A 22,495-nucleotide genomic window follows, 5' to 3' on the forward strand; every position below is an offset into this window, starting at 1 on the left:
GGACAGGCCGTGCGCCGAAGTGGCGGTTGCCGAAGGGGCCGCGGCGATCGAGCTGGAGGGCCAGGCCGAGGTATTCGAGATCCTCGCCCGGTAGGCCGGACGTCCGGAAACGGAAAGGCGGGGCTTCCCTTCGAGGAGGCCCCGCCTTTGTTTCATGCACCCGGAACGCGCCGGTCAGCAGGCAGCCGCGCGCCGGTTGCGGCGAAAGATCGCCACGACAGCGGCGGCGGCAAGCACCTCGGAGCACGGCACGGCCAGCCAGATGCCGGCAACCCCGAACAGCGGAGGCAGTGCCAGGAAACAGACGACCAGAAAGAGGAATCCGCGCAGCAGGGTCACCGTCATGGCGGCCCGGGCCTGTTCGACGCTCTGGAAATAACCGATCGAGACGATGTTGAAGGCGAAGAAGACGAACCCCGAGGCGAAGAGCGGCAGACCGCTGACGGCAATGCCGTAGGCCGGATAGGTCGCATCGAGGAACATGCCCACGATCCAGGGGCTGCACAGGGCCGTAAGGAGGAAAAAGAGGAGCCCCACGGCAACCGCCGTAGCCATGGCCAGCCGGAAGGCCGACCGGACCCGGTCGCTGCGTCCGGCGCCGAAGTTATAGCTCAGGATCGGCTGCGCCGACTGCCCGATGGCGTTGTAGACCATGAAGATGATGGGAAAGAAGTAGCAGGCGATGCTGAAGGCCGCCACGCCGTCCTCGCCCAGACGGCGGATGAAGACGTAGTTGCCCGTGAACATCATCGCGGCGATGGCCCCCTCGCAGAGGAAGGTCGAAAGCCCCAGGCGGCACATGTAGCCCACGTTGCGGCGGGTCAGGCGCAGGCTCTTCCGGCTCGTCTTCACCCGGCAGAAGCGGATGACGTTGCGCCGGCGGGAGAGGTAGGCGAGGATCATCACCGCACCGACCACATAGCCGAGGCTCGTGGCCAGCGCCGCGCCGAACATGCCCCAGTCCAGCAGGAAGATGAACACGTAGTCGAGCACGATGTTGATCAGGGCCGGGACGGCATTGCACCACATCGCATAGTTGGGCGAACCGTCGAGCCGGATGAAGAACATGCCGGAGCTGAGCAGGGCGCTGAACGGCAGGAAAGGGACGAACCAGTACATGTACTCGAGCACGAGGGGCAGCAGCCGCTGCGAACTGCCCAGCAGCCGGGCCACCTCCGGGGCGAAAAGGCAGACCGCAAGGCTGTAGGCGGCCAGAATCAGCGACGAAACCGCAACGGCCTGCGTCACGTTGATGCGTGCCGTCCTGGCCTTTCCGTGCGAAAGGTGGATCGAGGCCACGACCGAGGCCCCCACACCGAACATCAGGCCCACGCCCGTATTGATGAGGAACAGCGGCGCGGTGATGTTCACCGCGGCCAGCGCATCGCTGCCGATGCCGCGCCCGACGAAGATGCCGTCCGTGATGACGAATGCGGCCGAAAACAACATCCCCAGCACCGTGGGGATCAGCAACCGGCGGAACAGCCGCGGAATCTCCATGTTGCCGAAGTCGATACTGTCTTTCATCATAGATACTTCCGTTTTTGAGGGTTCGGTCGGCAAAGGTAGCGCTTATCCCGAACGCCGCAACCGGTATAATGAAATATGATGAAATCGCAGAATTCATAGCCGGCCGGAACACCGGACCGCCCGTTCCGCCTGCGGTCCGGCACAAGGCAGGCAGGCGCAGGGCAGAACGGAAGCGGACGGGACGCCTCACGCCTCGAGGAGCACCCGGTTTGTCAGGGGGCGGCCCTCGGCGAACTCCCGCAGGTTGTCCAGCGTCGTCCGCGCGATGTTGTCCAGGGCCTCGCGCGTGAAAAAACCCTGGTGCGAGGTGACGATCACGTTGTGGAACGACAGCAGCCGGGCCAGCACGTCGTCGTCCATGATGCGGTCCGACGTGTCCTCGTAGAAGTAGGCGGCCTCCTCCTCGTAGACATCCAGCCCCGCGGCGCCGATGCGCCCCTCCTTCAGTCCGTCGATCAGCGCCTCGGTATGGATCAGCTGTCCGCGGCCCGTGTTGATGAGCACCACGCCCGGCTTCATCTGCGCGATCGCCACGTCGCCGATCATGTAACGGGTCGAATCGTTCAGCGGGCAGTGGAGCGAGATGACGTCCGAACGGGCATAGAGTTCGTCGAGCGGCACATAGTCGAACCCCTCGGATGCGGCAAGGGCCGCATCGGGACAGGGGTCGTAGGCCAGCACCCGCATCCCGAACCCCAGCAGGATGCGGATCAGGCAGCGCGCGATCCGGCCCGTGCCGACGATGCCGGCCGTCTTGCCCCAGAGGTCGTAGCCCAGCAGCCCGTGGAGCGAGAAGTTTCCGTCGCGCGTCCGCCAGTAGGCGCGGTGAATCTTGCGGTTGAGCGCCAGCAGCAACGCCACGGCATGCTCCGCCACGGCATGGGGAGAATAGGCCGGAACGCGCACGACCGGTATCGCAAAGCGTGCGGCGGCACGCAGATCGACATTGTTGAAACCGGCGCAACGCAGGGCGATCAGCCGGACTCCCAGATTGGACAGCCGCGCGATTGCGGCCGCATCGGCCTCGTCGTTCACAAAGATGCAGACCGCATCCGAACCCTCGGCCAGCACCGCGCTGTCGGCATTCAGATGGCTCTTGTGGTAGACCATTCCGAACCCGTAATCACGCCCGACCCGATCGAACGTCTCCCGATCGTAGGGCTGTGTCCCGAACATCGTCACTTTCATACTCCTTACCTCTTATTACTATTGAATGCAGGCTGCCCCAAATATGCAGGCTCCTCATTTTTTTGCATTCCGGAACTCGGTGGGCGACACTCCCGTGTGCTTCTTGAAGAAACGGCCCAGATAGGACTGGTCGGGGAAATGCAGCCGATAGGCGATCTCCTGCACCGAAAGCTCCGTGGACTCGAGCAGCATCTTGATCTCGAGGACCACCGAACGGTCGATGAACTCCTTGGCCGTCGAGTGGGCCACGCTGCGGACAATCGTGGACAGATAGCGCGTCGAGATGCAGAGCTGGTCGGCGTAGAATGCCACCTCGCGCTGTTCCGTGCAATGTTCGTGCACAAGTGCCACGAAATGCTGGAAAAGATCGGCCTGACGCGTGGTGCCCGACTGAGGATGCACGTCGGGAGCAAACCGCCGCGTTTTGTCGAAGGCCTCCAGCAGAACATTCTGCAACCGGTTGCGGATGATCGTGTTGCGGAAGATGTTGTCGCGGTCGCGATAGGTATAGGAGGCCATCTGGAACCAGTTGCGAACCGCCTCGACAATCCGGTCCGGAAGGCGGATGACCGCATGGTCGTGCAGGATGTGGAAAAAGGAGGGGTCGAGGCGATAGGCCGCTTCCGAGAAAAGTTCGATCGAAAAGGCACAGAAACGCACACGAAAATCGTCCGTGCGTTCGTTCAGATGAAGGATCGAACCCGGCAACAGCAACAGCAGCGTATCGCGCGTGATGCGGTCGTGCAGCTGATCGACCGTCACCGTCGCGCTGCCCCGGCGGCAGAAGAGAATCGCACCGCCCTCGGTGCGGCAGGAGTGCTCCTCAAAATAGCGCAGATCGGTGTCGCCGACCACGAACTGCTCCTCGGGGGTGGTCATTATCGGATTATATTCTGTCATATATAATTCGTTTTTCGAACAAAAATAGCGCAATTTTACATAAATCGCGCAATTTTGTTCCGAAAATTACCAACACTATTCGCAATATCAAGACCTCGCGACCGTTATATTATGGTACTTTTGCACCTGAAAAAGTTTTTTAGTATAATTTTTTAAGTGGAGTTATGAAACAAACATTTGTGAAAGCAGCCCTCGCGACCTGCTGCATGGCAGCCGTCGCCTGCAAGCAGGCACCGATGACAATGGGTCCCGGCCAGTATGCCGTGATTACCGTCGCCACATCCGACCGAGAGATTCCGACCACCTATTCGGCAACCATCCGGGGCCGTCAGGACATTGCCATCTACCCGCAGGTTTCGGGTACGATCTCCGAGCTCTGCGTGAACGAAGGACAGAAGGTGTCGAAGGGGCAGACCCTCTTCATCATCGACCAGGTTCCCTACAAGGCTGCGCTCCGCACGGCTGAAGCCAACGTCGAGGCCGCCGAGGCCAGCGTCGCCACTGCACAGCTGACCTACGACAGCAAGAAGGAGCTCTTCGCCAAGAACGTCGTGTCGCAGTTCGACCTCCAGACGGCCGAGAACAACCTGCTCACGGCCAAAGCCCAGCTCGCACAGGCCGAGGCCCAGCGCGTGAATGCGGCCAACAACCTCTCCTACACCGTAGTGAAGGCCCCGTCGAACGGCGTGGTCGGCACTCTGCCGTACCGTGTCGGCGCACTGGTCAGCGCCTCGATCCCCGAGCCCCTGACCACCGTGTCGGACAACTCGACGATGTACGTCTATTTCTCGATGACCTCGAAGCAGCTGCTCGACCTGACCCGCCGCTACGGCTCGATCGACGAGACGCTCAAGAACATGCCCGGCGTACAGCTCAAGCTCAACGACGGATCGGTATACGACCAGTCGGGCCGCGTGGAGGCAATCAGCGGCGTGGTGGACACCTCGACGGGCAGCGTGCAGCTGCGTGCCGCATTCCCCAACGCCGGAGGTCTGCTGCTGAGCGGAAGCACCGGCAACATCATCATGCCGAACTACTACAAGGACTGCATCGTCATCCCGCAGACGGCAACCTACGAGCTGCAGGACAAGATCTATGTCTACAAACTGGTGGACGGCAAGGCATCGTCGGCGATGATCGAGGTCGAGAAGCTCTCGAACGGCCAGGAGTACATCGTCAAGAGCGGCCTTACGCCGGGTGAGGTGATCGTCGGCGAAGGCGTCGGCCTGATGCGCGAAGGTACGCCCATCGTTCCCAAGAACCAGACGGCTGCCCCTGCAGCACAGGCAGGCGAGGAGAAGGCCGCACCGAGCAACGACGCGGCCCAGACCGATGATACCGCCGCTCAAAACAAAACGGAAAAGGAGGAATAATCTATGACACTCAAGAGTTTTATCGAACGCCCCGTCCTGGCGTCGGTCATATCGATCGTCATCGTCATCGCCGGTATCATCGGACTCGCTTCGCTGCCGGTGGAGCAGTACCCCGATATCGCACCCCCGACGGTCATGGTGCGTGCATCGTATCCGGGTGCAAGCGCCGAAACCATTCAGAAATCGGTGATCGTCCCCCTCGAGGAGGCCATCAACGGCGTCGAGGACATGACCTACATCACCTCGGCCGCTGCCGCCGGTTCCGCCTCGATCAGCATCTACTTCAAGCAGGGAACCGACCCCGACATGGCTGCCGTGAACGTACAGAACAAGGTATCCACGGCTACCGGACAGCTTCCTTCGGAGGTAACGCAGATCGGTGTGACCACCATGAAGCGCCAGACCTCGATGGTGAAGATCTTCTCGCTCTACAGCCCCGATGACTCCTACGACGAAGGCTTCCTGGCCAACTACTCGAAGATCAACATCGAGCCGCGTATCGTCCGTATCCCGGGCGTCGGCGAGGCCTTCACGCTGGGCTCCGACTATTCGATGCGTATCTGGCTCAAGCCCGACGTCATGGCCCAGTACAAGCTTATGCCTTCGGACATCACCGCCGTGCTGGCCGAGCAGAACATCGAGGCCTCGACCGGTTCGCTGGGCGAGAATTCGAAGAACGCCTTCCAGTATACGATGAAGTACTCGGGCCGTCTGACGCTGCCCGAGGAGTTCGAGAACATCGTCATCCTCGCACAGGACGACGGCACGATCCTCCGCCTGAAGGATGTCGCCGATATCGAGCTGGGACGTGAGTCCTATGCATACGTCGGCAAGACGAACGGTCACCCGGGCGTCAGTACGATGGTCTTCCAGACCGCAGGTTCGAACGCCACGGAGGTCGTAAACCAGATCAACGCACTGCTCGACGAGGTCGAGGCCGACCTGCCGAAGGGCATCGCCATCGCTCACCTGCACAGTGTGAACGACTTCCTCTTCGCCTCGATCAACGAGGTGATCAAGACCCTCATCGAGGCCATCATCCTTGTGGTGCTGGTGGTATACGTCTTCCTGCAGGATATCCGCTCGACGCTCGTGCCGACGATCTCGATCCTCGTGTCGCTGATCGGTACGTTCGCCTTCCTGGCCGTGGCCGGGTTCTCGATCAACCTGCTGACGCTCTTCGCTCTGGTGCTCGCCATCGGTACGGTCGTCGATGATGCCATCATTGTGGTCGAAGCGGTGCAGGCGCGCTTCGACGCCGGTTACAAGTCCTCGTACATGGCCACGATCGACGCCATGTCGGGTATTACGTCTGCCATCATCACTTCGACGCTGGTCTTCATGGCGGTGTTCATCCCCGTGGCCATGATGGGCGGAACGTCGGGTGTGTTCTACACGCAGTTCGGTATCACGATGGCCGTCGCCGTAGGTATCTCGGCACTCAACGCCCTGACGCTCTCGCCGGCTCTCTGCGCCCTGCTGCTGAAGCCCTATCTGGATGAGAACGGCGAGATGAAGGACAACTTCGCCGCACGCTTCCGCAAGGCCTTCAACACGATCTTCTCGACACTGGTAAACAAGTACAAGCACGGCGTGATGCTCTTCATCAAGCACAAGTGGCTGATGTGGTCCACCTTCGCCATCGCCATTGCGGCGCTCGTCCTGCTGATGAACTCGACCAAGACGGGTCTGGTGCCCGACGAGGACCAGGGTACGATCATGGTCAATGTGACGACCCCTCCGGGAACCTCGCTCGAGGAGACTAACAAAGTACTCGAAACGGTCGCATCGCGCATTGCCGACATTCCGCAGGTGGAGAATGCCATGGAGACTGCCGGTTTCAACATGATCGCCTCGGCTGCAGGTTCCTCCTACGCCATGGGTATCGTCAAGCTGAAGAACTGGGACGAGCGTCCGAATCCCGAAGACGAGGTTCAGGCCGTCATCGGACAGATCTATGCCCGCACGGCCGACATCAAAAACGCCCAGATTTTCGCCGTGGCTCCGCCGATGATCTCGGGTTACGGTTCGACCTCCGGTTTCTCGATGTATCTGCAGGACCGCGCCGGCGGTGAGCTGACCGACTTCTACCAGATCTTCCAGCAGTTCATCGGTGCCCTGAACCAGCGTCCGGAGATCGAGCGCGCCTACTCGTCGTTCAACATCAACTTCCCGCAGTACATGGTGCACATCGACCCGGCGAAGGCAAAACGCGCAGGCGTCTCGCCCTCGACGATCCTCTCGACGATCGCCGGATACTATGGCGGCCAGTACGCTTCGTACATCAACCGCTTCTCGAAGATGTACTACGTGACCCTGCAGTCGCGTCCCGAGGACCGTCTCGACGTCGAGTCGCTCAACAACATCTACGTGCGCACCGACAAGGGCGAAATGGCGCCCGTGGGCGAGTTCGTGGAGCTCGAGAAGGTCTACAGCTCCGACGTGCTGAACCGCTTCAACCTCTACAACGCCATCTCGGTGCAGGGTACCGCCGCCCCCGGCTATTCGTCCGGTGACGCAATCCAGGCCATCCGCGAGGTTGCCGACCAGGTGCTGCCGAAGGGCTACGGATACGAGTTCGACGGTATCACCCGCGAAGAGGCCCAGACGACGAGCAACACGCTGATCATCTTCGGTATCTGCCTGCTGTTCATCTACCTCATCCTGAGCGCCCTCTACGAGAGTTACCTGATTCCGTTCGCCGTGATTCTGGCCGTACCGTGCGGTCTGATGGGTTCGTTCCTCTTCGCCAAGGCGATGGGGCTCGAGAACAACATCTACCTCCAGACGGGTATCATCATGCTGATCGGTCTGTTGTCGAAGACCGCCATCCTCATCACCGAGTACGCCGCCGACCGCCGCCGTGCAGGCATGAGCCTCACGCAGGCCGCCGTATCGGCCGCCAAGGCCCGTCTGCGTCCGGTGCTGATGACCGTCCTCACCTGCGTGCTCGGTATGTTGCCGCTGGTATTCTCGACGGGTGCAGGCGCCAACGGCAACTCGACCCTCGGTACGGGTGTCGTCGGCGGTATGATCGTCGGAACGCTGGCCCTGCTGTTCCTCGTGCCGACGCTGTTCATCGTCTTCCAGACCCTTCAGGAGAAAGTCAAGCCCCTCGAACTCGATCCCGATCCGCAGTGGTCCGTTCGCGCCGAGGTGGAAGAGGTCAAAAACGAGAAAGAGGAATAAAACATGAAAAAGATACTGATTGTCTGCCTTGCAGCCGCCATGACGAGCTGCGGCATCTATAAGAACTACCAGCGCCCCGACGTAGTGACCGACGGTCTCTACGGCACGGCCGAAACCGCCGACTCGACCACGCTCGGAGACATCTCCTGGCAGGAGATGTTCACCGATCCCCAGCTGCAGGCGCTCATCGACCTGGCACTGACGAACAACACCGACCTCCAGTCGGCACAGTGGCGCGTCAAGGAGGCCGAGGCCACGCTCAAGTCGGCCCGCCTGGCCTACCTGCCGTCGTTCAACTTCGCACCCCAGGGTACGATCTCGAGTTTCGACAACGGAGCCGCTTCGAAGACCTACAGCATTCCCGTGACGGCCAGCTGGCAGATCGACATCTTCGGAGGCCTGACCAACGCCAAGCGCAAGGCCAAGGCGCTCTACCTGCAGAGCCGGGAGTACCAGCAGGCCGTGCGCACGCAGCTCATCGCCTCGGTGGCCAACCTCTACTACACGCTGCTGATGCTCGACAGCCAGTACGAGGTGACCAAGGAGACGGCCGCCAAGTGGGAGGAGAGCGTCCGCACGATGCGTGAGATGAAGGCCGCCGGCATGACCAACGAGGCCGGCGTAGCCCAGTACGAAGGCAGCTACTACGGCATCGTGGCATCGCTCAACGACATCGAATACTCGATCCGTGAGACTGAGAACAGCCTCTGCTCCGTGCTGGGCGAGGTGCCCCACGAGATCGTCCGCGGACGCCTCGACGAGCAGCAGCTGCCCGACAACCTCGCCGTCGGCGTACCGGTACAGATGCTCTCGAACCGTCCCGACATCCGTCAGGCCGAGTACTCGCTCATGCAGTCATTCTACGCCACGAACGCCGCCCGTTCGGCCCTCTACCCGTCGATCACGCTGAGCGGATCGGCCGGATGGACCAACAACGCCGGAGTCATCACCAATCCGGGCAAACTCCTGCTCTCGGCAGCTGGATCGCTGCTCCAGCCGATCTTCAACGCCAACGCCAACCGCGCCAACCTGAAGATCGCCAAGGCACAGCAGGAGGAGTCGAAGCTGGCCTTCCAGCAGGCGCTGCTCAACGCCGGGGCCGAGGTGAACAACGCCCTGACGCAGTGCCAGACGGCCCGTGCCAAGACCGATCTGCGTATCAAGCAGATCGAGGCCATGGAACGCGCCGTGGAGAGCACCGAACTCCTGATGCAGCACTCCTCGACAACCTACCTCGAGGTGCTGACCGCACAGCAGTCGCTGCTGTCGGCCCAGTTGTCGCAGATCGCCGACCAGTTCGACGAAATCCAGGGAGTGGTCAATCTCTATCAGGCTCTCGGAGGAGGCCGTGACCTCACCACGGAGGAGAAGTGATGAAACGGGGAGCGACCAAAGAGGAGATCATCCGCACTACGTTGGATCTTATCACCCGCAACGGCCTTCGTGCCGTGCGGGTGGATGAGATCGCGCAGATGCTGGGCATCTCGAAACGCACGCTCTACGAAATGTTCGCCGACAAGAACGACCTGATCAGCGCCTGCCTGAATGACATGGCGCGGCAGCAGCGGCAGCACATCGACGCCGACCGCAAACGGCGCAGCGGAAATGCGCTGCAGAAGACATTGCGGCTGGTCAATACCTATGTGGACAGCCTTTACAAGGTAGACCCGAGCTTTCTGTCGGACATCCGGCACAAGATCGTCTTCGCCGAGTATTACGACGAACACCGCGAATTCTGGTTCAGGGAACTGACGCGCGATTTCGACGTATGCCGCAACGAAGGCCTCCTGCTCGCCGAGATCGATTCCCGTTCGCTGGCCGAACAGCTGATCGGAACGCTGTTCGAACTGCGGCTGAACAACACCTCGCGCGAAGAGCTTTACATGCTCTGCAAGACCATCCTCCGGGGTGCCGCAACGCAGGCCGGAATCGACTGGATCGACCGGAAGCGATAGCCGCCAGGCGGACGACACATGCAAGGAATCCGTTCCCGATGACCGGGAACGGATTTTTTTGTCTGCAGCGGCAAAAAAAGCCCCTCGGGCGCTGTGTATTTGTAAAAAATTTCTATATTTGCGTCGTAGAAGTTTCCCCGATGATGAAGCGAAGCGCAACATACGGATTCCGGCAACTCCCTGAGGCGATGCCGATGATGTCGATGATGTCGATGCGCAGCCGCTCCGGCCGGGCATAACTTCGTCGTGTGCGAAAGAGAGTCCGGCTTCCCTGCGAAGCCGGACTTTTTTGTGATACCGAAAGAAACAAGATATGGAACCGAAAAATTACCGATTCGAGACCCTGCAGGTCCATGCCGGGCTGCCCGAGAACAGGGAGACCGGAGCCCGCGGCGTGGCGATCTGTCCCACGGCCGCCTACCGTTTCCGCAGTTGCGACCATGCCGCCCGGCTCTTCGAGCTGAGCGAAGCCGGCAACATCTACACCCGGCTGCAGAACCCCACCACGACAGCCTACGAGGAACGCATCGCGGCGCTCTACGGAGCCGTGGGGGCCCTGGCCGTATCGTCGGGCATGTCGGCGATCCTCGTCACGGTGCTCTCGCTGGCCTCCCGGGGCGACAACATCGTCGCATCCCCGCTGCTCTACGGCGGTACCTACAACCAGTTCCGCATCTCGCTGCGCAACATGGGCATCGAGGTGCGCATCGCCCCGAACGAGCGCCCCGAGGCGTTCGAGGCGCTCATCGACGACCGCACGAAGGCCCTCTACGTCGAGAGCATGGGCAACCCGACCTGCGACGTGCCCGACCTGGAGGAGCTGGGCGCCGTGGCCCGCCGACGCGACGTGCCGCTGGTAGTGGACAACACGTTCGGTGCGGCGGGATACCTCTGCAACCCCTTCGAATGGGGCGCCCACATCGTCGTCGATTCGGCGACGAAGTGGATCAACGGACACGGCACGGCCATGGGCGGCGTGATCGTGGACGGCGGCAACTACGACTGGGGCAACGGCAAGTTCCCGCAGATCGACGGTCCGTCGGAGGGCTACCACGGGCTGAACCTCCACAAGGCGTTCGGCCGGGCGGCCTTCATCGTCAAATGCCGTGTGGACGGGCTGCGCGACCTGGGCTGCTGCCCCTCGCCGTTCGACTCCTACCTGATGCTCCTCGGTCTGGAGACCCTCTCGCTGCGCGTCCGCCACGAGGTGGAATCGACCCGTCGGCTGGCCGAATACTGCCGCAGCCACCCGAAGGTGGCCCGCGTCAGCTATGTCGGGTTCGATACCCATCCGAGTTTCGGAAACGCCCGGAAATACTACCGCTTCGGGTCGTCGGCCGTCTTCACGATCGAGCTCAAGGGTACGCTGGAGAGCACCGTGCGTTTCGTCGAGGCGCTGCACCTGGCCGCCAACATGACAATGATCGGCGACTCGATCACCGTGGTGACGCACCCCGCATCGACCACGCACAAACAACTCGGCGAGGCCGACCTCGCGGCGGCGGGCGTAACGCCGACGCTGCTGCGCATCTCGCTCGGACTGGAGGATGTCGAGGACCTGATCGACGATTTCGAACAGGCATTCGCTCACGTGGAGGAGTAGGGTATGCAGCACGTCTTCCTTTCCGACGAACCTTTCCCGCTCGAACTCGGCGGCGAACTGCCCGCACTGCGGATCGCCTACCACACCTACGGCGAACTGAACGCCGCGCGCGACAACGTCGTGTGGGTCTGCCATGCGCTGACGGCCAATTCGGACGTCGCCGACTGGTGGCCGCACACGGTCGAGCCGGGGCGGTTTCTCGACCCGTCGCGCCACTTCATCGTCTGCGCCAACATCCTCGGCTCGCACTACGGGACGACCGGGCCGCTGCAGGTCAATCCGGCAACGGGAAGTCCGTGGTACGGCACTTTCCCGCCCTTCACGATCCGCGACATGGTGGCGGCGCACCGTCTGCTGGCCCGCGCCCTCGGCATCGGACGCATCGCCACGCTCGTGGGAAGCTCCGTAGGCGGGTTCCAGGCCGTGGAGTGGGCCGTCGAAGAGCCGGAGCGCATCGCACGCCTCGTGCTGATCGCCACGGCAGCCAAGGCCTCGCCGTGGACCATCGCCATCGACGAGACGCAGCGCATGGCCATCGAGGCCGACGCCACGTTCGGCCAGCCGCGCGACGATGCCGGAATGAAGGGGCTTGCGGCGGCACGCGCCATCGGGTTGCTGACCTACCGCGGGGCTGCAGGGTACAACCTCACGCAGCAGGACCGCGAAGAGCTGCCGGCCGCCCACCGCGCCTCGACCTACCAGCAATATCAGGGCGAGAAGCTCTGCCGCCGCTACAACGCCTACTCCTACTACGCGATCCTCAACGCCTTCGACACGCACGACGTAGGACGCGGCAGGGGAGGGACCGACGCGGCGCTGGCCCGCATTGCGGCCCGCACGCTGCTCGTCGGCATCACCACCGACATGATCTTCACCCCCGCGGAGATGCGCGCCCTGCAGCGGCAGATCCCCGGAAGCGAATACCACGAGATCGACTCACCGTTCGGCCACGACGGATTCCTGGTCGAGCACGAGCAGCTCAACGACATCCTGCGTCCCTTCATGGAGGGACAGCCAACCGAAAACAACAACTGAAAACAGAATACCGGACATGAGCAAAATCAAAATCGGACTCTTCGGCTTCGGCGTGGTCGGACAGGGCATCTACGAGGTCATCGGCAAGGCCAAGAACGCCAATGCCGAGATCGTCAAGATCTGCGTCCGCGACCCGGAGAAGCCGCGCCGCATCGCGGTGGACCGCGAACGCTTCACCACCTCGGTGGAGGAGATCCTCGACAACCCGAACGTAAACCTGATCGTCGAGGTCATCAACGACCCCGACGCTGCCTACGACATCGTCAAACGCTCGATGCTGCGCGGAATACCCGTCGTGTCGGGCAGCAAAACGATGCTTGCACGCCACCTCCCGGAGCTGATCGAACTGCAGAAGACCCGCCACGTGGCACTGCTCTACGACGCCTCGTCGTGCGGCTCGATTCCCGTGATCCGCAACCTCGAGGAGTACTACGACAACGACCTGCTGCTCGAAGTCAAGGGCATCCTCAACGGGTCGTCGAACTACATCCTCTCGCGCGTCTTCGACCACGGGGAGCCCTACGGCGACGCCCTCGCTCAGGCGCAGGCCCTCGGATTCGCCGAGAGCGATCCGTCGTTCGACATCGAGGGCTACGACTCGCTCTTCAAGCTGGTGATCATCACCGTGCACGCACTGGGCGCATACGTCGCACCGGAGCGGATCTTCACCTACGGCATATCGACGATCCACGACTCGGACATCCGCTATGCCCGCGAGAAAGGAGTGAAGATCAAACTGGTGGCACAGGTGGTGAAGGTTTCGGAGGAGCACTTCACGATGTTCGTCATGCCGGAATTCGTCACCCCGGACAAGTACATCTACAGCGTCGATGACGAATACAACGGCGTGGTGATCCGCGGCGAGTGCTACGACCGCCAGTTCATGTTCGGCAAGGGCGCCGGGAGCCTGCCCACAGCCTCGTCGATCCTGAGCGACATCATGGCCCGCCTGCACGACTACCGCTACGAGTACAAGAAGATGAACTACCTTCAGCGGCCCGAATACACGACCGACATCACGCTGAAGATCTACGTCCGCTACAGAGAGACGGACATCCGCCGGATCCTCCGCTTCTCGAAGATCCACGAACAGTACATCAGCGAGGAGAGCAACTACCTGATCGGCGACGTCACGCTGAACGAGCTGATCGAAAAGCGCGACCGGCTCACGGGCAAGGACCTTTTCCTGGCCAACATTCCGATCTTCTTCCTCAACCGCGACCACTGATCCGGCCGGGGAACGAACGGAGCGGGGAGGGGCCATACGGTTCCTCCCCGCTCCGTTTATGCCATCCGCACACCGCGTGTCAATCCTTCACGCAGCGAAGCGAGAGTCCGTGCGCCTCGGGCAGCGACTTGACGAGCGGCAGCCCGTCCGTCGTGCAGGCGATGCAGTCGCGCCGCCCCGCCTCCGAAGAGCCCGTACCCCACAGGTACCCCTTCGAGGCATCGCCGTAGGAGCCGAAACCCGATGAGTTCCAGAAACCGGCGACCGTAAAGAAATCGGCCGGGCGCTCCCCGCTCGCGGCCAGGGCTTCCAGTTCATCGGTATCGGGGATGTGCCAGCCCGGAGGGCAGATACCGCGCAGAAGGCCCTCCGAAGTCGGCACCGCACCGCCCGTCACCGTGGCATAGTCATAGAGCAAGCCCAGCTCGGCAACGGCCGAAGCGCCCACCTCGGGATTCCAGACCCCGTCACCGAACGTTGCATCCGAAGGCCGGTAGCGCAGGTTCTCGGCCATCCACACCCGGCCGTCGATGGTAACCGTGGAGTAGGTCTCGCCGGCGTAGACGACCGTCTTGCCGTCACCTTCGTCGGGCTCGTCGCCCCCATCCCCGCCGATGCCAAGCTCCCCACCGTCGATCCAATCGACGATCTCACCGCTCAGCGTCACTTCGAGTTCGGGCTCCGGGACCGCCTCGACCACTACCGACAGGTCGTAGCGCTTGCCGCCCTCAAGAGCCGCATCTGGCACCGATTTGCTCGCCACGGTGCCGTCCTCGAGCGTGACATCGACCTGCAGGGTGGCCCGCTGCGGGACAAGCACCGCCCGGTAAAGAGCATTCGGAGTGACGGCAAAGGCCAGCACCTCGACCGCTTCACCGGCCCGCACCGTAGCCTCCGGCACAGCCAGATCGACCGCTGCCTCGGGGACAAAGCCGTCGATGGCGACCTGGCGGACCGCCCGATCGCTGCGATTCTGCACGACGATATTCAGTTGGCTGAGGAGGTGATGAAACTGCATCTTCACAGGGGTGCTTCCGGGCAACACGTCGCGGGTCACGGCACCCAGCAGGTCGGACGGAGTGCATCCGTCGCGCTGATCGGCGGCGACGGCAAACGTCCCGGGAACCCCCTCATCGCGGTAGGGATAGTAGGCTGTGAAGGTCGAGGCGCCCTGTGCCTCGTCGTACCACACCAGCCCCGCGGCCGAGAAGAAGAGGCCGTCGTAGGTCATCAGCCGGTTGGCGGCATAGTCACCCGAAGAGAGCGAGACCGTCACGCCGATGCGGTCCCCTTCGGTAAAGTTCACACCATCGACCCGCGTAATGGAGGGAGCGATACGGATATCGGATTCACCGTCGGACGGGTCGCTGCACCCGGCGACAAGAATTCCGGCGGCCGCACATAGCGACAACAAGAGTTTTTCCATCATGACACAAAAGGTTTTTGGGGTTTTTGACTTTATAATACAAAATTAAGCCTTTTTTGTGTCATATGCTATTTCCGAACAGCCTATTTACAGCACATAATAGGACTTTCCGAGTCCCAGTGTGAAGCTGTCGCGCCGAAGCAGGGCCGCCACCCAGACGACCGCCACCCAGACGGCATTGAACAGAAACGGGAAATGCTCGCCGTGGAGGAGGAAAAACGAACGAAACGCATCGACGATGAAGGGACAGGCGACGACGGCCAGGTAGTTCATCGCCATGACGAACGACAGGGCAAGGGTCGCCGAGCGCGGCGGAGCGATCGTCGCGGCCTTGTCGTAGATGACCGGCTGCATGATCCCGTAACCCAAGCCGGCAAACGCGGCGCCGGCGAGCAGTGGGAACCGATGGTGGAACACCCCGAAGACTGCCAGTCCGAGGCAGAGCAGCGCCAGCGAGACGAGGTTCGTCAGCCCCTTGAGGCGGACGATGACCCGGTCGATGAAGAGTCCCGGCAGCATGGCGGCGAGGAAAAAGAGCGAAATCAACCCGCCAGAGAAGGAGGAGCCCAGTCCGTAGCGCTCGACGAGGAACGACGCATAGAAGACGACGGCCAGCGCCGCATAGGTGATGAAGAAGTAGAAGGCCATCAGCCCGACCAGCTTGCGGCGGTCGATCGAGCGGTTCGTCGGCTGCAGGCTCTGCGGCGGCTCCTGCGCGGAGGGCTGGCGGCGAAGCCGAAAGACCAGTGCAAGCGAAAGACCCGGGAGGAGATAGACCAGGAAGGGCAGGTGCCAGTCGATACCGGCCAGGTAACCGGCCAGGGCCGTGGCGGCCACGAGCACCAGGTTGCTGATCGCCGAACTGTAACCCAACTGCCGAATGCGGTAGCCGCCCGTGAAGTAATCGACCACCAGACCCGTAGAGAAGGGGATGACCATACCGGCCCCGACACCCAGCAGGCAACTCATGGCGATCAGGCCGGCCATGCTCCGGGCAAAGAGGCTCGCCAGTCCGGCGGCAAAGAAGAGGGCCAGCCCGACGGCCAGCGTCCGGAACTTGTCGCGACTGACAGAGAGGCGGCCCGAAAGCAGGACAAAAGGGATGATGAGCAGCGACGGCAGCGAGGTGAGCATCTGGATCTCAAGGTTGGTCGCATGGGGGAAGATCCGGTTCAGATCACCCAAAATGGGGGATACGGCCAGGCCGGGAAGCGACGTGACGGCCGACACGGACCAGATGGCCAGAAGAACACCGGGCGAGACGGTGCCTTTACCCGTTTGAATACGCATGATCGGATGAGTTTTTCGGTCTCCGACCGCAACAGTCGTACCAAACGGAACGGGACCGCCCCGAAGGACGGTCCCGCCGCAACGCGGTATGACCCGCGCTTATTTCTCGCGCACACAACGCACCTGCATGCCGTTGGCCCGTGCGTAGGGCTTGCTATCCGTGACACCTCCCGTCGAACTCTTCTTCTCGAACCAGAAGTAGAAGGCCTGCGCATCCGAACCCTCCGAAGCGGGGTCGGCCGTCCAGTAGAGACCCTCCCACGGCTGGGCATCCTCGGCAACGTTGCGCGTCGAAAGCGACGACGAGGCAGGGACCACGACGTAGAGGTTCTGGATCTTGCCGTTCGTATAGAGCCGGCGTCCGGCACCCAGGAAGAACGACGAAGCGCCCTCACGGGTGAACGTCCAGCCGTACTTGTCGAAATCGGAGGCTCCCGGCGTCCCCGAGATCGCCAGTCCGGCATAGGCACTTGCCGGAGCCACGCGCCAGCCGGCGGGGCAGGGGTCGTTCTCGGTCTTCTCCGCGGCGCTCCACAACGAGGAGTCATGGGCCCAGCACCAGTCGTTCGACGAATCGGTGACGCCCGTGATGTAGGTCAGCGGATGCTGCAGGGCATAGGCCGCAGTCCCGGTCTCGGCCGAGGCGGCGACCGTCTCAAGCGTCACGCGGCCGCCCGATCCGTTGTACATCGTGGCCGACGATCCGCTGCCCGCGCTGTAGGTGTTCGGACCGATGAAGGGCTCCTTGCGGCCCCACTGGTAATAGGTCCCGTAGGAGGCAAGGATGCGGTCGGTCGTGGAGTTGTCGTTGTCGAGCGCGCCGAGGTTGCGGGTCATCATCTCCTGTCCGTTGAAGACGACGGTGCCGTCGGCAGCCTCGGGATCGTAGTCCGCAGCCCACACGTGCCAGCTCCAGAGCAAGTTGTCCGATGCGTCGTAGGCACCGATCAGGGCGTTGCCCTGCGCGATGCGCGTATCATCGTCCTCGTCGGCATCGATGTAGAACGATGCCTTCCCGTCGTCGGTCAGCCGGAGGTATTCGATCAGCCCCGATTTCGACTGCCAGACGACGGCGAGCGATGCCGGCTCGATCGTCGAGCCGCCGTTGCCCGTATGGCGGACATCGAAGCGGTAGTTCACGGCGGGTTTATTCACCAGATAGCTGTTGGCCGGGCCCTCGAGATCGACCGTCGAGGTGACGCTCACGAACAGCGAAGCCGAAGCCGCCACGCCGTCGGAACTGTATCCCGTGAGCACGACCGTTCCGGAGGTCTCCACGGTGGTAGTCTCGCCGTCATCGCCCTCGATGTCCTCACCGAAGGTTACCGGCGAGACGATCGTGACGGTCCTGGCTGCGATATCGACCACCGGATCGTTCCATCCCGTGGGTTTCTGCGTCACGGTAAAGCTCTCGATCCGGCTCGACGAAAAACGGACCACCGCCTCGTCGCCCGCCTGCATGAACACGGCGGGCACCTCGAACTCCAGCGTGCCCTTGACCTTGTCCTTACTGCACGACACGGCCAGCGCCGCCACGCCCAGCACGAGGGACACAAGCCCTGCAAATCCTTTCATATACATTCTGTTTCGGTTTGTAAAATCCTTGCAAAGATACCAAAAAGCGGGATATATCCTACTTCGCCTCCCCAAATATTTCGATCGGGAGAGGCTTCCGTTGCCTGTTATCAAACGGCATGGCGGGCAAATTAGTATGTATTCCCGGAAAATCGGCACGAAAACGGCACCCTCCGCCCCGGAGGGCCGGAGCGACCGCTCCGGATGCACTGCCGGAGCCTCGGCCGCCCCTGGAAGCACGCGGAGTGCCGCGGCCGGTCACTGCGCCGCGCGTTCGAAATAGCGTTCGAAGAAGAGCAGCTGGTAGGGGAGCGACCCGGCCCAGTACTCCCACGTGTGGGCGCCGGGCCGCACCAGGAAGTCATGGCCGACCTTCATGCGAAGCAGCTTCTCGTGCAGGGCGACGTTCACTTCGTAGAAGAAGTCGTCGTAGCCGCAGTCGAAGATGATCGACAGATCGCCGTCGTGCAGCGAATCGACGGCATTGATGACCGTATGAGCATCCCAGCGCGCCGGGTTGTCCTTGAGTTCGCCCAGCTGCTCCTTCATCTCCCACGAATCGGGGAAGGGCCGGATATCGACCCCTCCGGATGTCGATCCGGCGGCGCCGAAGACATCGGGGTGACGCACGGCATTCCACAGGGCGCCATGGCCACCCATGCTCAATCCCGTGATGGCCCGGCCTTCGCGGGCGGCGATCGTCGGGTAGCGGGCATCGATCCATGCCGGGAGTTCCCCGGAGATGAAGGTCTCGAACTGCGACTCGGCATGCAGCGGACTGTCCCAGTACCAGCTCTTCTCACCGTCGGGGCAGACGAAAATCATGCGGTAGCGTTCCGAAAGCGACCGCAGGTCGGTGATCTGCAGCCAGGCCCGCTGGTTGTTTCCGAAGCCGTGCAGCAGATAGACCACCGGCAGGCGCTCGCCCGCCGCATGTTCGGGTACGACGACAAACGCCGGAATCTCGCGCTGCATCCGCGCACTGAATACAGCCACCGTGTCGATCACGGCGGGGCCTCGGGCCCCCGCCCCCGCGCGGAGCCACACCACAGCACACCGACACGCAGAGAAGCCACAAAAGGGCCAGCAACCGTCTCATTCTGAATCTGTTTTTTGTTTTTTTCGTCATCGCAAAACGGGGCGCGCTCGTTGTGGCGCGCCCCGCTCGGCGACTCGGTCGTCAATTTCCGTTATTTTTTCTCGGGCCGTGCGATGGTCTCGCGCATCGACGTATCGGCCATGATGTTCTTCATCTTGTAGTAGTCCATGATGCCCAGATTGCCGTTGCGGAATGCCTCGGCCATGGCCAGCGGCACCTCCGCCTCGGCCAGAATCACCTTGGCACGCGCCTCCTGCGCCTTGGCCTTGTTCTCCTGCTCGAGGGCGACGGCCATGGCGCGGCGCTCCTCGGCCTTGGCCTGCGCGATGTTCTTGTCGGCCTCGGCCTGGTCCATCTGCAGCTGGGCGCCGATGTTCTTGCCCACGTCGATATCGGCGATATCGATCGAAAGAATCTCGAAGGCCGTTCCGGCATCGAGACCCTTCTCGAGCACCACGCGCGAGATCGAGTCGGGGTTTTCGAGCACGATCTTGTGCGACAGCGCCGAACCGATCGACGAAACGATGCCCTCGCCCACACGGGCCAGCACGGTCTCCTCACCGGCTCCGCCCACAAGCTGCTTGATGTTCGCACGCACCGTCACGCGGGCCTTGGCGATGAGCTGGATGCCGTCCTTGGCCACGGCGGCCACCGGCGGGGTGTTGATCACCTTGGGGTTCACCGACATCTGCACCGCCTCGAAGACGTCGCGGCCGGCCAGGTCGATGGCCGTGGCCATCTTGAAGTCGAGCATGATGTTGGCCTTCTGCGCCGATACCAGCGCATGAACCACGTTGGTCACGTTGCCGCCGGCCAGATAGTGGGCCTCCAGTTCGTTGGGGTTGAGCGCAAGACCGGCCTTCGTGCTCTCGATCATCGACGAGACGATCGTCGAGGGCGGTACCTTGCGCCAGCGCATCAGTACCAGCTGCAGCAGGCTGATGCGGACGCCCGACACCAGGGCCGAGAACCACAGCCCGACGGGAATGAAATAGAAGATGAGCCACAGGGCGATAAGGGCCACGAATACGACCACGGCGATCATGCCAACCTGAAAGTCCATAGGTACAGATTATTTTACGGGTTTTACAATGACACTGAAATTCTCGAATCCCACGACCTCGATCTCCCGGCGCGGATCGACATAGCCGTCGAGCGTCTTGGCCTCGTAGATGCGGCCGCCGATTTCGACCTTGCCCATCGGCGCGAGGCGCGAAAGGGTCATGCCGCGGTCACCTGTCTTCAGGAGTTCGGAGGGGGCGACGGGCGTGCTCGACGAGCGGATCTCCTGCCGGAGAGAGAAGCGCTGCCAGGTCTTGGCGCGCAACGAAAGGACCGTCGCCGCGAGCCCCAGCACGACGATGACCGCAATGGTCACCGCTCCGCCCGTGGCTCCGAAATCGCGGAACGCCAGGTAGATGGCGCTGCCGTCGCTGACCAGGGCCAGCAGGGCGCCCACCGAGACTCCGGGCAACAGAACCAGTTCGGCCACGAGGAACAGCAGCCCGAAGAAGACCAGAAGGATGATGTAGAAGAGTTCCATAGCGGTTCGAATCGGTTATAAAGATAGGATTTTTATTCCGTTTGCGGCACGATTTCCGCAACTTTTATTTCCAGAGCCGCATCGGCCTGACGCAGGGCCTCGGCCAGGCGGTCGGCAACGGCGCGGTCGTCGAATGTTCCGACGACGAACGTCCCCGATCCTACACGCGAGAGTTCGCGCCCCTCGGAGAGCGAGGCGATCGTCTGTCGGACCTCCTCGGAGAGGGCATCCGCCCCGTCGATCTCGATGCGGTAGGCTACAGCCCCGGCTTCGGGCTCCCGCGAAAGGTTGCGGTAGACCCCGTCGGTCCAGACAACCACTTCGGGACGCACGAACCCGTGTTTCTTGAGCACCGTCTGCACCGAGTCGGCCTCCTCGCGCGTGGCGAAACCGCCCGTGAAGTAGCACCACTTGCCCTCGTCGTTCACCAAATACGACAGCGGGTAGGCCCCACGGAAGGTCGAGACGGCCCGTTTGGTGTTGAACGTGCCGAGCAGCAGGCGGTAGATCGTTCCATGCTCATAGACACGGCACTCGGGAATCGGGTTGGAGTAGCTGTATTTCGGGGTCTTGGTGAAGACCACGCTGTCGAAATCGAGGAAATAGCGCTGGGCGACCTCGACCCTGGGCCGGCGGAAATCCGCCTCGCGGAGCTGGGCCGCCACGCCGCGCAGCGAGTCACGGGCCGCACCAAGGTCGAGCAGCCCGGCCACCGAAGCCTCGTAATCGACGAGCACCTGTTTGCGCAGGAAATAGTCGGCCACGGCATCCGAAGCCGTTTCGCCCCGCAGCGAGGCCACCTGACGCTGTGCCTTGGCCAGCGCCTCCTCTTCGCGGGTCAGCGCCTCCTCCTGCCCGAGCTTGTCGAGCAGGTAGCCATAGGCGTAGTTCTTGTTGTCGAAGATATAGTTCCACACCCCGGCGAGCGAATCGGACAACGCACGGTCGATCCGCTGCATGGCCCCGTAGCGGTCGTAGATCTCGCCGGCCTCGCTCTCGGTAGCGGCCGCAGCATAGGCCTCGGCCAGCTGGGCGGCCGTCTCGTAGTTGGCAAAATAGCGGTTCACGAGATCGACGGCCCGAAGTTCCAGTTCCTGGGCGCGGAGCAGGGCCGCATAGTCGGCCTTGGGAAGCTGCTCGCCGAAACAGGGGTTGTAGACCAGGTTACGCACCTTGAGCGAATCGGGGACACGGGCGGCCGGGCGCTCCGACGAGGCGGCGTCCGGATTGTCCAGATTGGCCAGCACCCACTCCTGCTCGATCGTATTGATGCGGTCGATCAGCCGGCCCTTGGCATTCCGGAGATCGAAGATCCGGCTCTCCAGCCGCAGGATCTCCTCGGAGCAGGCCTGGCGTTCGTCCGGATGCTCGCGCAGACGCAGACGCACCTGCTCGACGGCACGGACCACCGAATCCACCCGCGACTGCAGGACGGCGTCCTCGCGCAGCAGGGACATGTACTCCTCGTTGCCTTCCAGCCCGGCAATGCGGGCCTCGACCGGAGGCTGCTGCGCCGCAAGCGGCAGGATGGCAAACGTCAGCCCCAAAACAGAAAAAAGAA

At 62.4% G+C, this 22,495-nt stretch carries 17 protein-coding genes; 7 read left to right on the forward strand and 10 right to left on the reverse strand.

Translation table 11 applies throughout. The annotated features are described in order from the left end of the window. Positions 1-174 precede the first annotated feature (174 nt). The 3 genes from QZL63_RS10865 to QZL63_RS10875 form a co-directional block, all read right to left on the reverse strand. The gene (locus QZL63_RS10865; protein WP_290587257.1) at positions 175-1,527 is read right to left on the reverse strand and encodes an MATE family efflux transporter; all 1,353 of its coding nucleotides are present in this window, start codon (positions 1,525-1,527) and stop codon (positions 175-177) included. Positions 1,528-1,716: 189 nt separating this feature from the next. Next, positions 1,717-2,718, reverse strand: a complete 1,002-nt coding sequence (locus QZL63_RS10870; protein WP_022309316.1) for a 2-hydroxyacid dehydrogenase — start codon at positions 2,716-2,718, stop codon at positions 1,717-1,719. Positions 2,719-2,772: 54 nt separating this feature from the next. Then, complete coding sequence (locus QZL63_RS10875) at positions 2,773-3,618, reverse strand: AraC family transcriptional regulator (protein WP_022309317.1); 846 nt, start codon at positions 3,616-3,618, stop codon at positions 2,773-2,775. A 164-nt stretch (positions 3,619-3,782) separates the two neighbouring features. Here QZL63_RS10875 and QZL63_RS10880 point away from each other — a divergent pair, with 164 nt between their 5' ends. The 7 genes from QZL63_RS10880 to QZL63_RS10910 all read left to right on the forward strand — a co-directional run bounded on the left by QZL63_RS10880 (position 3,783) and on the right by QZL63_RS10910 (position 14,001). Next, the gene (locus QZL63_RS10880; protein ID WP_022309318.1) at positions 3,783-4,991 is read left to right on the forward strand and encodes an efflux RND transporter periplasmic adaptor subunit; all 1,209 of its coding nucleotides are present in this window, start codon (positions 3,783-3,785) and stop codon (positions 4,989-4,991) included. 3 nt (positions 4,992-4,994) lie between these two features. Beyond that, complete coding sequence (locus QZL63_RS10885; RefSeq protein ID WP_022309319.1) at positions 4,995-8,180, forward strand: efflux RND transporter permease subunit; 3,186 nt, start codon at positions 4,995-4,997, stop codon at positions 8,178-8,180. Between the two features lie 3 nt (positions 8,181-8,183). Beyond that, positions 8,184-9,554, forward strand: a complete 1,371-nt coding sequence (locus tag QZL63_RS10890; protein ID WP_022309320.1) for a TolC family protein — start codon at positions 8,184-8,186, stop codon at positions 9,552-9,554. After that, entirely contained in the window at positions 9,554-10,135 is a 582-nt protein-coding gene (locus tag QZL63_RS10895; protein ID WP_022309321.1) for a TetR/AcrR family transcriptional regulator, read from the forward strand. Before QZL63_RS10890 ends, QZL63_RS10895 begins: the two co-directional genes overlap by 1 nt. Before the next feature lie 313 nt (positions 10,136-10,448). Then, entirely contained in the window at positions 10,449-11,738 is a 1,290-nt protein-coding gene (locus QZL63_RS10900) for an O-acetylhomoserine aminocarboxypropyltransferase/cysteine synthase family protein (RefSeq protein WP_022309322.1), read from the forward strand. Positions 11,739-11,741: 3 nt separating this feature from the next. Next, complete coding sequence (locus tag QZL63_RS10905) at positions 11,742-12,773, forward strand: homoserine O-acetyltransferase family protein (protein ID WP_022309323.1); 1,032 nt, start codon at positions 11,742-11,744, stop codon at positions 12,771-12,773. 16 nt (positions 12,774-12,789) lie between these two features. After that, the gene (locus QZL63_RS10910) at positions 12,790-14,001 is read left to right on the forward strand and encodes a homoserine dehydrogenase (RefSeq protein WP_022309324.1); all 1,212 of its coding nucleotides are present in this window, start codon (positions 12,790-12,792) and stop codon (positions 13,999-14,001) included. 79 nt (positions 14,002-14,080) lie between these two features. Here QZL63_RS10910 and QZL63_RS10915 read toward each other — a convergent pair whose 3' ends face one another. The 7 genes from QZL63_RS10915 to QZL63_RS10945 form a co-directional block, all read right to left on the reverse strand. Beyond that, positions 14,081-15,430, reverse strand: a complete 1,350-nt coding sequence (locus tag QZL63_RS10915; protein ID WP_022309325.1) for a fimbrillin family protein — start codon at positions 15,428-15,430, stop codon at positions 14,081-14,083. An 84-nt stretch (positions 15,431-15,514) separates the two neighbouring features. Further along, positions 15,515-16,717, reverse strand: coding sequence for an MFS transporter (locus QZL63_RS10920; RefSeq protein WP_022309326.1), 1,203 nt, complete (start codon positions 16,715-16,717; stop codon positions 15,515-15,517). 99 nt (positions 16,718-16,816) lie between these two features. After that, positions 16,817-18,292 (reverse strand): hypothetical protein, encoded by a 1,476-nt coding sequence (locus QZL63_RS10925; protein ID WP_022309327.1) that lies wholly within the window; start codon positions 18,290-18,292, stop codon positions 16,817-16,819. 258 nt (positions 18,293-18,550) lie between these two features. Then, entirely contained in the window at positions 18,551-19,267 is a 717-nt protein-coding gene (locus tag QZL63_RS10930) for an alpha/beta hydrolase (protein ID WP_290587260.1), read from the reverse strand. Positions 19,268-19,482: 215 nt separating this feature from the next. Further along, entirely contained in the window at positions 19,483-20,454 is a 972-nt protein-coding gene (gene floA / locus QZL63_RS10935) for a flotillin-like protein FloA (protein ID WP_022309329.1), read from the reverse strand. Between the two features lie 9 nt (positions 20,455-20,463). Further along, on the reverse strand, positions 20,464-20,934 hold the full coding sequence (locus tag QZL63_RS10940) for an NfeD family protein (RefSeq protein WP_022309330.1): 471 nt from the start codon (positions 20,932-20,934) through the stop codon (positions 20,464-20,466). A 32-nt stretch (positions 20,935-20,966) separates the two neighbouring features. After that, a complete protein-coding gene (locus QZL63_RS10945; RefSeq protein ID WP_290587195.1) occupies positions 20,967-22,481 on the reverse strand; it encodes an SPOR domain-containing protein in 1,515 nt (504 codons plus the stop codon). Positions 22,482-22,495 lie beyond the last annotated feature (14 nt).

This window comes from Alistipes sp. CAG:268 (assembly GCA_000434235.1).
GTDB classification, from domain to species: domain Bacteria; phylum Bacteroidota; class Bacteroidia; order Bacteroidales; family Rikenellaceae; genus Alistipes; species Alistipes avistercoris.